The sequence below is a fragment of the Phycisphaerales bacterium genome (assembly GCA_040217175.1).
In the GTDB taxonomy this organism is placed as follows: domain Bacteria; phylum Planctomycetota; class Phycisphaerae; order Phycisphaerales; family UBA1924; genus JAHCJI01.
In genome coordinates this window covers 526,393-540,261 of sequence record JAVJNT010000002.1, presented here as the reverse complement: position 1 = coordinate 540,261, position 13,869 = coordinate 526,393, and the positions used below count along the sequence as shown (strand labels likewise).

Below are 13,869 nucleotides of genomic sequence, written 5' to 3'. Positions count from 1 at the left end.
CTGAGGATACCGCCATTACGCCTGCTGGTTGCAATTCTTACGAGCGCGTTGCGGCGGCGATGTGGCGTTCGACGTGGGACCGGGCGCGCGTATCTGCGTCGGTGGCGTCTTGCACGGTCTGGAGCGGCGTGACCTCGACGGATTCGCAGGCGTCCTGGGTCAGCTCGCCGATGCGGCCGAAGGGGACGCGTCCGGCGAGGAAGGCGTGGACGGCGGCCTCGTTGGCGGCGTTGAAGATGGCGCCGGCGGTGCCGCCCGTGTCGATGACCCAGCGTGCGAGCCGCAGGGCGGGGAAGCGCTCTTTGTCCGGCTCTTCGAAGTCGAGGCGGGCGAGTTGGGCAAGGTCGAGCGGCGGCGTGCTGCCCGGTGCGCGGTCGGGGTGGGTCAGGGCGAGCTGGATGGGCAGGCGCATGTCGCTGACGCCGAGCTGGGCGAGCACCGAGCCGTCGATGGTCTCGATGAGCGAGTGCACGATGGACTGGGGGTGCACGAGTACGCCGAGGCGGGATGATTCGAAGCCGAAGAGCCAGTGGGCCTCGATGACCTCGAGCGCCTTGTTCGTGAGCGAGGCGCAGTCGATGGTGACCTTGGGGCCCATGTCCCACGTGGGGTGGGCGAGGGCTTGCTCTGGCGTGGCGTTGTAGACCTCGCTGGCCGAGGCGGTGCGGAAGGGGCCGCCCGAGGCGGTGAGCACGAGGCGCGCGACGTGCGCGGGCGGCGTCATGGGCGGCGCGGCATCGGGGCCGGCGATGGCGTGGAGGCACTGCCAGAGTGCGGAGTGTTCGCTGTCGACCGGCAGCAGCTTCGAGCCCGAATGCCGGGCCGCGGGCACGACGAGGGCGCCGGCGGCGACGAGCGTTTCCTTGTTGGCCAGCGCGACGTCGCGGCCGAGCTCGACGGCGGCGAGCGTGGCGGGCAGGCCGGCGGCGCCGACGACGGCGGCCATCACGACGTCGGCATCGACCTCGCGCACCAGGCGTTCGGCCGCGTCGCTGCCGATGAAGTTCGCCGCGTCGTCGTCGCCCTCGCAGAGCGCGGTGTGGGGAACCCCGTGCGCGGCGGCTTGCTCGTGCAGCTCGCGCGCACGCCGGCCGGCGGCCAGGCCCACCACCTCGATGGGCGGGTCCTGGCCGTTGGCCCTTGCGAGCGACGCGAGATGGGCGACGACGTCGAGGGTCTGCCGGCCGATGGAGCCGGTGCTTCCCAGGACGATCAGCCGCCGCGTACGGGGGGCCATGCGTCAGGCCCCGTCGGATCCGCCGCCCTTGGTGCGGCGGTGGGCGGCATAGAGGAAGCGCGGGCGGGGCTTCTTGTCGGCCTTCGCTTCTTCTGCCGAGCCGTCGCCGCCGCGAGAGCGTCGGCCACGCTTGGGGCGAGGCTCGATGAGGCCCGCGGGCTCGGGCTCTTCCTCGGCGGAGACGACCTCGACCGTGGGCGCCTCGTCCTCTTCGTCTTCGACGAGGTCCTCGATTTCTTCTTCAACCTCGTCCTCGACGGCTTCGGGTTCGTCGAGGACGGGTTCGTCGAGCTCGTCGGCGGCGACCTCGGCGTCTTCGGTGCGCTCGCCCCGGTTTCGGCCACGTCCGCCGCGGCGCCGTCGGCGACGCCTGCGCGGGCGATCGGGCTCATCGCCGTCGTCTTGCTCGTCATCGCCGCCGTCCGATGCTTCGGTGGGCTCGGCGTCGGACTCTTCGGCTTCTACCTCGACGGCAGAATCGCGAGACTCGCCACGCCGACGCCGGCGGCGACGTCTGCGGCGCGGGCGGTCGTCGTCGTGCTCGTCTTCGGCAGATCCGTCCTGGCGGTCTTCGAGGACCTCGTCGTCGTCGCTTTCGTCTTCTGCTTCCGGAACGGGCGTCGCCAGGGCGCTGGCGAGCCGTCGGGCGAGCGAGTCGGGCGGGCCGTCGTCGTCGCGGTCTTCGCCGTCACGGTCGTCACGGTCGTCACGGTCGTCACGCGATTGAGCGTTGGCGCCCGAGCGGCCCCGTCCGCCGCGTCGGCGACGGCGGCGGCGGCGACGCGGGCGGTCTTCGTCGTCCGACTCGGCGTCGTGGACCTCGCGGTCGTCGGTATCGGCCGGTGCCTCTTCGTGCTCGTCGTCGTCATCGCTGGCAACCGCCTCGTCGCGCTGGGCGGCCTCTCCGCTGCCGCCGCGGCGACGACGCCGGCGCCGGCGGCGACGCCGGCCCGTGCGCTCGTCACCCTCTTCGCTCTCGTCGTAGTCGGCGTCGAGTTCGATCGGGTGGGCCTCGACGGCGTGCACCTCATCGATTTCGTCGTCGTGGTGGTGGGATCCGTCCTCGCGTGCTTCGGGCGTGTCGACGATCGTGGTATCGGCGTCGGCGAGGCCCTCGGCCTCGACGAGGAACTGCTCGGGATCCGGCAGCTTGGGCAGCTTCTCGACGTTGATGTCGTTGTTGCTGGCGTCGTAGGCGTGCAGCACGAAACGCTCGGCGGCCATGTTCTCGCTGACGCGGACCTCGGTGATCACGCCGCTCGTGCGCTCGATGCGGCTGAGCTGCTTGCGGCGGCCGCTGAGCAGGTGGCTGGCGACCTGGGCCGACACGACCATCTCGACGCGGGCGACCTTGTCGTGGCTGGCGATGAGCGAAAGGTCGCGCAGCGCTTCGGCGGCCACGCTATCGGGCCGGCGGATGACGCCGCGGCCCTTGCACAGGTGGCACTCGGCAAAGTGCGTGCGCTCGTGGCTGGAGCGCATGCGCTGGCGGGTCATCTGGAGCAGGCCGAACTCGCTGATGGGCAGGATGGTGCTCTTGGCGCGATCGCGGCCCAGTCGCTCGGCGAAGCGCTGCTCGATGGCCTTGCGGTTGCTCGAGTGGCGCATGTCGATGAGGTCGTTGATGACCAGGCCGCCCATGTCGCGAAGGCGGAGCTGGCGGCAGATCTCGTCGGCCGCCTCCATGTTGGTGTTGAAGGCGTTGGTCTCGGCGTCTCGGGCGCTGCGGCTGCGGCCGCTGTTCACGTCGATGGCCACGAGCGCCTCGGTCTCGTCGAAGATCAGGCGGCCGCCGCTGGGCAGCGGCACCTCGCGCGAGTGGATGTTGTGGATCTGCTGCTCGATGCCGAAGGCTGCGAAGACGGGCGCCGAGCCGGTGTACTGGCGGAGCTGCGGGCGGCTGCGGGGCGAGGCGATCTTGATGAATCGCTCGGCCCGGGCGAGGGCGCCGGGATCGTCGATGATGATGTCGGTGACCTCGCTGCCGGCGAGGTCTCGAAGGGCGCGTAGCAGGAGGTCGCTCTCGGCGTAGAGCGCCTGGGGCGCCTTCTTGCTCTTCTGGCGCTTGTCCATGTCGCTCCAGAGGCGCTTGAGGTAGGCCAGGTCGCGCTTGAGCTCGGTCTTGGTGCGTTCCATGCCGGCGGTGCGCAGGATGAATCCGAAGCCCTCGGGCAGGTCGAGCTGGTCGAGCACCTTGCGCATGGCGCGGCGGGTGTCCTCGTCCTCGACCTTGCGGGAGACGCCCACGTTGTCCATGCCAGGCATCATGACCAGGTAGCGGCCCGGGATGGAGATGTAGCTGGTGAGCGTCGGGCCCTTGGTGCCCACGCCCTCCTTCAAGACCTGGGCCATGATGCGGTCGCCGGGCTTGAAGCACTTCTGGATGGGCGGCCGGTCGCGGCGGGGGGTCTTGATGCCCACGCGCTCGGCGGCGTTGTCGTTCTTGGGGAAGTAGCGGGGGTGGACGTCGGTGGTGTGCAGGAAGCCGTGCTCGTCGAGCCCGAAGTCGACGAAGGCGGCCTGGACGGCGGTGTTGACGTTGCGAACGACGCCCAGGTAGATGTTGTTGACGCGGCTCGTCGAAGCGGTGGGCTCGGCGTGGTATTCCTCGAGCTTGCCGTCCTCGACGAAGGCGATGCGGCACTCGTCGCCCGGGATGTAGTTGACGACCATGCGCGACGCGCCGGGAGCGCCGCCGCTGGACTCGATGGCGTCGCTCTGGAATCGGCCGCGGCCGCGGCCCGATGACGAGCGAGACGTCTTCTTCCTGGTTGTCTTCTTGGAGGTCTTTTTGGTGTCGGTCGATTCAGCCTTGGTGGTCGAGCCGTTGTCGGAGGTGCTGGACTTTCGTGCCATGATGTGGACGCTCTCGTGCAGGGAGTGCCGGTCCGCCCGCCACCGCCGCGCGGCCGGCGACGCCACACCCGTGGGCGGCGGTCGGGCCTGCGAGGGCGATTCGGGGGGTCACTTCGGCGTGCTCCGCAAGGTGTGAACGGCAGTGATCGGAATCGATCGTGCCTGGTGGACGCCGGCCGGGCCTGGCCAATCCGCGGCCTCTGGCGGGCGTCGAAGTTGTCGTCTCAAGTCGCCGCCGCGGGCCGATGGCTCGGGGCGGGTGCAAGGGCCGTGGTTGCGCGAGTCTTCGAGCACCCCAGCGGGTCCCACGAACATCTACGGCCCTCGTGGGGGTGGGGTTTGGCCGGATGCCGAAAGTGCGGCCCGGTCTGAGTCTTATCGGCCGATATCGCCGATGGATCGAGACTAATCCTCGCCGGAATCGAAGACGCCGGGCATGGCCTTGCGGACACGCTCTCGGACGTACGCGGTGACGTCCGACGGCGATTCGAGCGAGAGGGCTCGCCGGGCGATGCGGGCGCACTCCTCGGCGGAGACGCTTCGCACCAGCCGCTTGACCTGCGGAATCGAGTACGAACCCACCGAGAGGGTACGCACGCCCAGCCCGATCAGCAAGACGGCAAAGTCGAGCTCGGCGGCCGATTCGCCGCAGCAGGACACGGGTATCTGGCGGCTCTTGGACCCCCGCATGACGTCTCGGACGAGCCGGAGGACGGCCGGGTGCATCGCGGTGAAGAGGTCGGCCACCCGCTCGTTGGTACGGTCGACGGCCAGGGTGTATTGGACGAGGTCGTTCGTGCCCACGCTGAAGAAGTCCGCGTCTCGGGCGAAGCTCGACGCGATGACGGCGGCGGCGGGAACCTCGACCATCATGCCCATGGCCACGTCGGCGTCGAAGGGCACGCCCTCCTCGGCCAGGTCCTCCATGACGTCGCGGACGATGGACTTGGCCTGGCGCAGCTCGTGGACGGTGGTCACGAGCGGGAACATGATCTTGAGCGGCCCCTCGGCGCTGGCGCGGAGGAGCGCGCGGAGCTGCCGCTTGAACATCGGCAGGTTGCTTAGGCAATAGCGGATCGAGCGATTGCCCAGGAAGGGGTTTCGCTCGGGCAGTTCGAAGGTGTGCTGGGTGTACTTGTCGGCGCCCAGGTCGACGGTGCGGATGACCAGCTCGCGCCCTTCGAGCTGGCGGATGCAGCGGACGTAGGCCTGGTAGTGCTCTTCCTCGGAAGGCTCGGTGTCGCTGGTGAGGTAGAGGAACTCGGTGCGGTAGAGGCCGATGCCCTCGCCGCCGACCTCGAGCACGTGGGAGATCTCGTCGGGGAACTCGATGTTGCCCAGCAGGCGCACGTGCTGGCCGTCAGTGGTGACGCTGGGCTCGCAGGCCTGCTCCTTCCACACCGTTTCGCGGCGAACGAGGCGTGCCTGGCGTTCCTTGTAGCGGTCGAGCTGCTCGTTGGTGGGGTCGAGGATGACCACGCCCTCGAGCCCGTCGACGATGATGGTGGTGTCTTCCTCGGCGATGCTCGCGATGTCGCGCAGGCCGACGACGGCCGGAATGTTCAGGGCGCGCGCGACGATGGCGGTATGGCTCGTGCGGCCGCCGCGATCGGTGACGAAGGCCTGCACGTACTCGCGATTGAAGCCCGCCGCCTGGGAGGGCGTCAGGTCATCGGCGACGACGATGGCGGGGTGGGCCAACTCGTCGAGCGTGCGGTTGTGCTCGCCCATGAGGTGGCCCAGCACCCGGTTACGCAGGTCCTCGAGGTCGTCGACCTTGGAGGTGAAGGCCGAGTCGCCCATCTTCGAGAAGCGGGTGGCCCACTCGCCGAAGGTGACCTCGACGGCGTGCTCGGCGGCCATCTGCTCGTTCTCGATGCGCTCGAAGATGGGGTTTCGGAGCGAGGCATCCTGGAGCACGCCGATGTGGAAGAGGAAGATCTTCGCGGCTTCCTCGCCCATCTCCTTCTCGGCCCGGTGCTTGACGGTCTGGAGGTCGGCCACGGAGGCTTCGAGCGCGCTCCTGGCGCGGGCGGCCTCTTCGTCGGAGCCAGCCGAGGGCGTGAAGCGGCGGACGACGCGGCGATCTTCGTCTTCCAACAGGAAGATGCGGCCGATGACGAGGCCGGGCGAAACCGCGATGCCGCGAAGGACCTCCATGACGGGGACGTGCTCCGTGAGAGTGAGAGATGGACGCCGAGCGGGTGTCGCTGGTGGGCTACCGATAACCCCGCACCCTGCAAACGCCGAGCATAGTCGAATCCGGCGGGGCTGGCCATGCGTTAAGAAGGGCGAGGCGTGCGTCGGGCTGGGAATGCCCGATTGCTCCGACGGGTTTGTTTGACATCGGGGCGACAGACGCCTCTGATACGTCAGTCACGCAGGGCGGCCCAAAGCGTTGCCCCCTCGCGGACCGATACCACGGGAAAGCCGATCTTCGCGAGTGGGGCCTCGTCTGGCTCTCTGACGCGAGGATCTCGCGGACGATGGACAACATGACGACCTTTTCCGGCCTGGTGGACCAACCACGGCGCGGGGATGTCCGGCTTCGGCCCCTGGTGGGCGATACCGTGCAATTCCGCGATGACGACCCGATCTTGCCGCGCTCGCTCGTCGATCGCTTCGGGCTGAAGCCCGGCATGCGCCTCGAGGTGCGCCTGGGCGAGAAGCAAGCCACCGTCGGCCAGAACGGCCAGGGAGGCGGCCGCAACCGCAATCGGCGGAATCGACGCCCGCAGCGGGGCGGGGGCACCAAGGCGCCCGTGGCCGACCGCGTGCTGAAGATCGAGGGCGGCCACCCCGACGATGCGCCGCAGCCGACGCCCTTCGAGGAATTGACGACCGTCGATCCGTGTCCGCGGATGACGCTTGAGTACCGCGGCTGCCCTGCCTCGTGCCGGCTCGTGGACATGTTCTGCCCCATCGGCTTCGGGCAGCGGGCCATGGTGGTCAGCCCGCCCAAGGCCGGCAAGACGACCCTGCTGAAGGACATCGCCACGGCGATCCTTCACAACCACGAGAACACGGAGCTGTTCGTGCTGCTCGTCGACGAGCGGCCCGAAGAGGTGACCGACTTCCGCCGATCGCTGACCGGGCACGGGCCGGACGATCCGGACCGGCCGTGGGATAGCTCTCGGGTGACGGTGGTGGCGTCGAGCGCCGACCACGACGCCGAGCGGCACATCCAGGTCGCGACCGTGACCATGGAGCGGTGCAAGCGGCTGGTCGAGCTCGGCAAGGACGTCGTGATCATCCTCGACTCGCTGACGAGGCTTGGCCGCGCATTCAACCGGTCGCGCGAGTACTCGAGCAGCGGCCGCACGCTGAGCGGTGGCATCGACAGCAAGGCGCTGGAGGTGCCCCGCCAGATCTTCGGCGCCGCCCGGCAGACCGAGGAGGCCGGCTCGCTCACGATCATCGCCACGGCACTGGTCGACACCGGTGGCCAGGGCGATCAGGTCATCTTCGAAGAATTCAAGGGCAGCGGCAACATGGAGCTCATCCTCGACCGCAAGGTGGCCGAGCGCCGGCTCTTCCCCGCCATGAACCTGGCGGCGAGCGGCACGCGCAAGGAAGACCTCCTGATGCCCAAGCAGGAGCTCGAGACGGTGAATGCCTTGCGCCGCAGGTTGCTCTCGATGCCGCCGCCGCAGCAGATCGAGCAGTTGCTGAGCGCGCTCAAGCGATTCGAGAGCAACGAAGCGCTCATCGGCACGAACCGATCGGCGAGCCCGGCCTGAATCGAGCACGATGGCGACCCTTGGCCCAGCCGAACTCGTGCCGCCGGTCGACGGGCTCGACCTGCTGGTCGATGGCAACGAATTCATCCTGGTACGAGCGCAGGACCGCTACGGCGAACGCATCCGCATCGGCATCCGCGATTCGGCGGTGCGTTTGTTGCTGGCGGTGCGGCCGCGCGTGAATCGCGTGCGGTTCTTCGTGGTCTTGGCCGGCGTGCTGGCCACGGTGCTGCTCGCGGCGCTCATCCCCATCGGCATCGGTTTACCGCCGCTGCTTGGGTTCGCCATGGCGGTTGCCGTCGGCCTCGTGGGACTGATCGTCGTGCTCTTGGCCCAGCCGACGCGGGAGTATCGCTTCCACGACGACCTTCCGGGCGGGCTCGAGCGGGCGCCGCTCATGACCTTGGCCGAGCGGAGCGGCGAGCAATCGTGGTACTCGCTGCGGGATGAGCGCGGATGGCTTTTCGGCGACGTCTCTCGGCGGATGGGCAAGTGGCGGGTGCGCGGGTTCGACCCCGTCGAGCCGCCGCCGGCCGAGGAAGAGGACCCCGAGGCGCTCGAGGAAAGACTGGGACTGGCGGCGCGGCTTCATGCCTGGGGCATATCGGTGGGCAGCGAGGAGCGCGCGCCCGAGGGCGACCTTCCCGAGATGTCGGTCACGATCGTGCGCGACTACTTGAACGCGGCTTCGATCGCTGCCGGCCTCGTCTCTGGGCCGGTGGGGTTGGCCTTGGCGCTCAATGGCCCCTGGAAGCGGATGGAGTTCAAGCTCGGCGGGCGACAGGTAGCCGTCGGGCATCGGCTCGACGACGGCAGCGCGATGCGGCTGGAGATTGCCGACGCGTTTGATCGCGGCATGGAGAGCGAATCGGCGGTCGACCGCCGGCACGTGCTGGCGCTCGCGATGCTCAGCCTGAGCTTCGAGGCCGACCGCTAGCACGCGCGGCATAGGCTTGGCCATGGTGCAGCTGAGCGTCAACGTCGATCACGTGGCCACCGTCCGCCAGGCGCGGCGGGGCGTGGAACCCGACCCGGTGCGCGCGGCCCACGAGGCCGAGCTGGGCGGGGCCGACGGCATCACGGCCCACCTGCGCGAGGACCGCCGCCACGTGCAGGACCACGACCTGCGGCGCCTGCGCGACACCGTCAACGTGCGCCTGAACCTGGAGATGGCCGCGACGGACGCGATGGTCGACTTCGCCTGCGATCTCACGCCGCACACGGCGATGCTGGTGCCCGAGGGCCGCCAGGAGGTCACGACCGAGGGCGGGCTCGACGTCGCGGGCCAACTCGACGCGCTGACCGGCGTGGTCCGGAGGCTCAAGGACGCGGGGCTGATCGTCAGCGCGTTCATCGATCCGGTGCTGACGCAGGTGGAGGCGGCCCACGCCGCGGGCTTTGACGTGTGCGAGGTGCACACCGGGCCATATGCGCACGCCTGGGCTCGGTGCGGGGGCGACTTCCGGCGGACGGAGCTGTCGGCGTCGCTCGAGGCCGTGGCGCACGCCGGGGCGCAGATTGCTGCCAAAGGCATGCGGTTCAACGCCGGGCATGCTTTGAACTACCACAACGTCGGCCCGATCGCGGCGCTACCGGGCGTCGAAGAGCTGCACATCGGCCACGCAATCGTGAGCAGGGCGATCTACAGCGGCTTCCGGGTTGCGGTCGCCGACATGAAGAAGGTCATGTCGCGCAGCGTGCGGGGCTGAGGGTTTCGGCCAAGTCTGGAATGGCCTGGCGGAGCACCTCGATGGCGCGGAGGTACTCGCCCAGGTCGAGCCGCTCGTGCGGCGTGTGGTCGAGCGTGCTGTCGCCGGGCCCGTAGGCGACGATCGGGCATCCGAACGCGTCGGCGACGGTGTTCATGTCGCTGGTGCCGGTCTTGACGGTGGCGGTCGGGCGACCGCCGAGCGAGCCGATGGCGCCCGAGAGCGCGCTCGCGATCGGGCTCGTGCGTGGCCCGCGGTACGCGGCGGCGTGTCCCTCGAATCGCAGGTCGGCGTCGGGCGAGATGCCGCGGATGCACTGCTCGAGCTCCGCCGCTTCGATCCAGGTCGGCAGGCGAAAGCCAAGCGTCAGGAGCGCGGTATCGCGAAGGCCGTCGCTGCTCGTGTTGAAGCGTTGCAGGTTGGCTTGGATGGTGTCGAAGTTGCCCTCGTGGCCGAGGTTCCATTCGTTGACGTGCGCGGCGATGCGGCGGTGCCACGAGATGCCCGCTTCGGCGACCGAGCCGATCGGCCCGGCGCTGTGGCCCGAGTCTTGCACGAACGACGCGTGCGCGAGCAGCCGGCCCTTGTAGCCGATGGCGAAGCGGTTCCAGCCGCTGGGCTCGCCGATAAGGCAGGCGGCGGGGCGGTAGCGATCGCGCACGAACGATGCGCCGGGCGACGAGGGTGTTTCTTCGCCGAGGGCGCCGATGACGACGACGCGTGTGTCGTCGGGCAGGTCGGCCGTCGCCGCGGCGGCGGCGAAGGCGCACAGCGGGCCCTTGGCGTCGACCGAACCGCGGCCCCAGAGCACGCCGTCCTCGATGCGGACGGGGACGTGGCCCGGCACGGTGTCGATGTGCCCCAGCAGCAGGATCTCGGTCGCGTCGGGCGCGTCGCTGCCGATGACGCCCACGGCGTTGCCGGCCTCGTCGATGCGGGCGCGCAGGCCCAGGGCGTTCATGCGCTGCGCGAGCAGCAGCACGGCCTCGTGCTCGTTGCCCGAGACGCTGGGCGTGCCGACGAGGTCGCGGAGCAGGGCGATGGCGTCGTGGTCGGAGGCGTTCATGCCAGCACGGTTCCTTGTCCTTCGAGGGCGCGGCGAATGGGGTGCTCGCGGCGGGCATCGGCCAGCACGACGCGTGCGACGCCCGCGTCGATTGCTTCGCCGGCGGCCAGCACCTTGCGCTTCATGCGGCCCTGGGCCAGTTCGATAGCGGCGTCGAGCTCGCTGCGGGCGAGGCTGGGCACGAGCGTCGACTCGTCCGGGAAGGCGCGCAGCAGGCCCGGCACGTTGGAGAGAATGACGAGCGTGTCGGCCGCGAAGGCGCCCGCGGTCTTGGCGGCGGCGCGGTCGGCGTCGACGTTGATGGGCTCGTGGTTGTGGCTGATGGCCGGCGGACAGAGCACGGGCACCTTGCCGATTTGAAGCAGCGAGCGCAGCATGGCAGCGTCGACGCGGTCGATGCGGCCGCTGTGGTCGTCGCGGATGATGGTCGTCACGCCATTCTCGACCGCTCGGATGGCGGCCTTGCGCGTGCCGGTCCACAGCCCGCCGTCGATGCCGCTCAGGCCCACGGCGTCGACGCCGCGCTCACGCAGCAGCCGCACGATGCGCGCGTTCAGCCGCCGGCACGCCATCTGGAAGACGTCGATGGCGGCGGCATCGGTGTAGCGGCTCGAGTGTCCGCTGGGGCTGGTGATGAACCGCGGCTCGATGCCCAATCGCTGGCTGAGCGTGTTGGTCTCGTTGGAGCCGCCGTGGACGACGACGACCTGCTCGCCGCCTGCGACCAGCTCGGTGATGTCGTCGCACGCGTGCCCGGGCCCGATGCCCTCGGCTCCGCCGATCTTGATCACGATCATGCTGTGCTCCTACGCCGGGTGCAAGCCGGGGAATGCGAGCCCGGCGGCCTCGTCGAAGCCGCAGGCGATGTTCATTGACTGGACGGCGCTGCCGGCGGCGCCCTTGCCGAGGTTGTCGATGGCGCCCAGTGCGACGATTCGGTTGGCGCCCGGCTCGATCACGAAGCCCACGTCGGCGTAGTTCGTGCCTGCCAGGATCTTGGGCTCGGGCAAGCGGTACAGGCCGCGACGCTCGCGCACGATGCGGACGAACGGCTCGTCGGCGTACGCGTCTCGATAGATTTGCCAGGCTTCCCGGTCCGAGAGCTCGCGGTTGGTCAGCACGTGGCACGTCGCCAGCACGCCGCGCACGAGGTCGGTGGTAGTCGCGGTCACGTGCAGCGGGAAGCTGCCGCAGGCCTGCTCGACCTCGGCCCCGTGGCGGTGGGAGACCGGGGCGAACGTGCGCAGGGCATTGCTGCGTTCGGCGTGGTTGCTCGCGGCGCTGGGCTCGGCGCCCGACTCGCTCGAGCCCACCTTGACGTCGGCGATGACGCGGTCGATGACGCCCGAGCGGGCGAGCGGCAGCAGCGCGAGGTTCATGGCCGTGGCGTTGCAGCCCACGCCGCTGATGAACCGTGCGTCGGCGAGCTGCTCGCGGTGGACCTCGGGCAGCCCGTATACGAAGCGGTCGAGCCACTCTGGAGCCGCGTGCGGTTGACCGTAGGTGCGCTGGTAGAGGTCGGGGTCGCGGAGTCGGAAGTCGCTGCTGAGGTCGATCACGCGGTGGGCGAGCGCCGCGTATCGCTCAATGCTGCTTGCCGTCTCGCCGTGCGGTAGGCAGAGGAAGACCACGTCGACGCGATCGATCTCTTCGGGATCGATGAACGACAGGTCGAGCACGCCGCGGAGGTTGGGGTGTACGGCCGAGACGGGCCAGCCCGCCCGCCCGCGCGAGGTGGCCCAGGCGATGGTGGCGTGCGGGTGCGCGATCAGCAGGCGCAGGAGCTCTCCTCCCGTGAATCCCGCGCCGCCGACGATGCCCACCCGGATGCTCATGCCACCACCGCCCGGGCGTTCTCGGCCTCGGCAACGCCTACGACGTGGTCGACGATGCGAGCCGGGATGTCGACGCCCGTCGTCTCGATCGAGTTTCGGAACTCCATCGTCGAATTGACCTCGCACACGAGCAGGCCGCGGTCGGGACACTCCATCAGGTCGATCGCGAGCAGGCTCGCGTCGGTGCCGCCCACGGCGACCGCGGCGCGCCGGCACAAGTCGTCCAACGCCGGCGAGACGGGCAGTCCCTCCGCCCGCCCGCCCCGCGCGGTGTTGGTGATCCAGTGGTCGCCGTGGCGCATGATGGCGGCGATGGCCTGCCCGCCCACGACGAAGGCGCGGATGTCGCGGTCGGGCTTGCGGACGAGCTCCTGCAGGTACACCACGCCGTGTTGCGGCCCGCCGAGCGTGAGCTTGTGCTCGAGCACGGCCTCGAGCGCGTCGCGGTCGTTCAGGCGGCCCACCATGCGTCCCCACGAGCCGACGCAGGGCTTGATGACCACCGGGTAGCCGAGCTGCTCCGCAGCCTGGACGGCGCCATTGGCGCCGAATGCCGCGATGGTGCGCGGCGACGGCACGCCCGCGTCGGTGAGCGCCAGGGTCGTCAGCAGCTTGTCGCCGCAGGCGTGCGTGACGGCCGAGGGGTTCATGCAGATCGCCCCGCGGCTCTCGTACGCACGCACGATGGCCAGGGCCTTGCTGTGGCTCAGGCACCGGTCGAGCAACACGTGGGGCTCGTTCGCCGGCTCGTGCCGATGTGTGAGGTCGATGACGGCCTCATCGGCGTGCACGAGCTCGGCGTTTATGCCGCGACGCTCGAGCTCGTCGAGCAGCAGACGCTCCTCGACGCGGATGCGGGTGTGCAGGAGTGTCAGTCTCATGGCGTGGCTCCGGAACGTGACCGTGGTGTCGGGTTTCGCTCATTCGCCCCAGTCTTCCTCGACCTCGGGGGCCAGTGCGAGCGTGATGGGCGACACGCCGGTGACCTCGAGCTCGGCCCCGCAGTCGGGGCATCGCACGAGCTCGTGGCGGCGAGGTGCGCGGGCGAAGGTGATGGTCGAGCCGCACTCGGGGCAGGTGGCGGTCAGGACCTCGGTGGCGGGGTCGGTGGTGGGGGTGGCGCTGGGGATGGCGGCTTGGGGGGCGACTTGGGACATGCTGATGCTCCTTCGAAAAACCAGGAAGACACGACGAAAAAGGCCCGCCGGAAGGGTTCCGGCGGGCCTTGCAAATTGCTCACAAGGTGGATCTAGCGGACGCGCACGCGACCATCGCCGGAGGGTTTGGTTCCCTGGGCTTTGGCTTTGCAGCAGATGGCGTGGCGATCGCTCATGTGCACAATGATCCCCATCGGCCGAATCGAGTCAAGCGGTTGAGCGGACTTCCACCACCTGGCTCTCTGCGTCGAGGAGGCCGTGGAGCGTCC

The 13,869-nt window shown here is 69.6% G+C and carries 11 protein-coding genes; 3 read left to right on the top strand and 8 right to left on the bottom strand.

The genetic code is table 11. The annotated features are described in order from the left end of the window. Positions 1 to 37: 37 nt before the first annotated feature. The 3 genes from dxr to ptsP form a co-directional block, all read right to left on the bottom strand. On the bottom strand, positions 38 to 1,237 hold the full coding sequence (gene dxr / locus RIA68_09425) for a 1-deoxy-D-xylulose-5-phosphate reductoisomerase (protein ID MEQ8317663.1): 1,200 nt from the start codon (positions 1,235 to 1,237) through the stop codon (positions 38 to 40). Positions 1,238 to 1,240: 3 nt separating this feature from the next. After that, positions 1,241 to 4,093 carry an Rne/Rng family ribonuclease gene (locus tag RIA68_09420; protein ID MEQ8317662.1) on the bottom strand — a complete coding sequence of 951 codons (2,853 nt, stop codon included), beginning with the start codon at positions 4,091 to 4,093 and terminating at the stop codon, positions 1,241 to 1,243. 405 nt (positions 4,094 to 4,498) lie between these two features. Beyond that, on the bottom strand, positions 4,499 to 6,253 hold the full coding sequence (gene ptsP, locus RIA68_09415; protein MEQ8317661.1) for a phosphoenolpyruvate--protein phosphotransferase: 1,755 nt from the start codon (positions 6,251 to 6,253) through the stop codon (positions 4,499 to 4,501). 335 nt (positions 6,254 to 6,588) lie between these two features. Here ptsP and rho point away from each other — a divergent pair, with 335 nt between their 5' ends. Genes rho through RIA68_09400 form a run of 3 tightly spaced genes read left to right on the top strand, consistent with a single transcriptional unit; the run spans position 6,589 to position 9,542 of the window. Continuing rightward, positions 6,589 to 7,833 (top strand): transcription termination factor Rho, encoded by a 1,245-nt coding sequence (gene rho / locus RIA68_09410; protein ID MEQ8317660.1) that lies wholly within the window; start codon positions 6,589 to 6,591, stop codon positions 7,831 to 7,833. Positions 7,834 to 7,843: 10 nt separating this feature from the next. Further along, positions 7,844 to 8,770 (top strand): hypothetical protein, encoded by a 927-nt coding sequence (locus tag RIA68_09405; GenBank protein MEQ8317659.1) that lies wholly within the window; start codon positions 7,844 to 7,846, stop codon positions 8,768 to 8,770. A 22-nt stretch (positions 8,771 to 8,792) separates the two neighbouring features. Then, positions 8,793 to 9,542: a pyridoxine 5'-phosphate synthase gene (locus tag RIA68_09400; protein ID MEQ8317658.1), complete on the top strand. Its 750-nt coding sequence runs from the start codon at positions 8,793 to 8,795 to the stop codon at positions 9,540 to 9,542. On the opposite strand, the gene RIA68_09395 is transcribed toward RIA68_09400, so the two are convergent. From RIA68_09395 to lysW, 5 genes are read right to left on the bottom strand one after another with little or no spacing between them, the layout of a single operon-like run. Next, on the bottom strand, positions 9,517 to 10,608 hold the full coding sequence (locus tag RIA68_09395) for a [LysW]-lysine hydrolase (GenBank protein MEQ8317657.1): 1,092 nt from the start codon (positions 10,606 to 10,608) through the stop codon (positions 9,517 to 9,519). The two genes, RIA68_09400 and RIA68_09395, sit on opposite strands and share 26 nt — an antisense overlap. Further along, positions 10,605 to 11,405, bottom strand: coding sequence for a [LysW]-aminoadipate kinase (locus RIA68_09390; GenBank protein MEQ8317656.1), 801 nt, complete (start codon positions 11,403 to 11,405; stop codon positions 10,605 to 10,607). The genes RIA68_09395 and RIA68_09390 overlap by 4 nt, the downstream gene beginning before the upstream one ends. 9 nt (positions 11,406 to 11,414) lie before the next feature. After that, a complete protein-coding gene (gene argC, locus RIA68_09385; GenBank protein MEQ8317655.1) occupies positions 11,415 to 12,443 on the bottom strand; it encodes an N-acetyl-gamma-glutamyl-phosphate reductase in 1,029 nt (342 codons plus the stop codon). Beyond that, positions 12,440 to 13,324: a lysine biosynthesis protein LysX gene (gene lysX, locus RIA68_09380; GenBank protein ID MEQ8317654.1), complete on the bottom strand. Its 885-nt coding sequence runs from the start codon at positions 13,322 to 13,324 to the stop codon at positions 12,440 to 12,442. Before lysX ends, argC begins: the two co-directional genes overlap by 4 nt. Positions 13,325 to 13,363: 39 nt before the next feature. Then, positions 13,364 to 13,600, bottom strand: coding sequence for a lysine biosynthesis protein LysW (lysW, locus tag RIA68_09375; protein ID MEQ8317653.1), 237 nt, complete (start codon positions 13,598 to 13,600; stop codon positions 13,364 to 13,366). Positions 13,601 to 13,869: the final 269 nt, after the last annotated feature.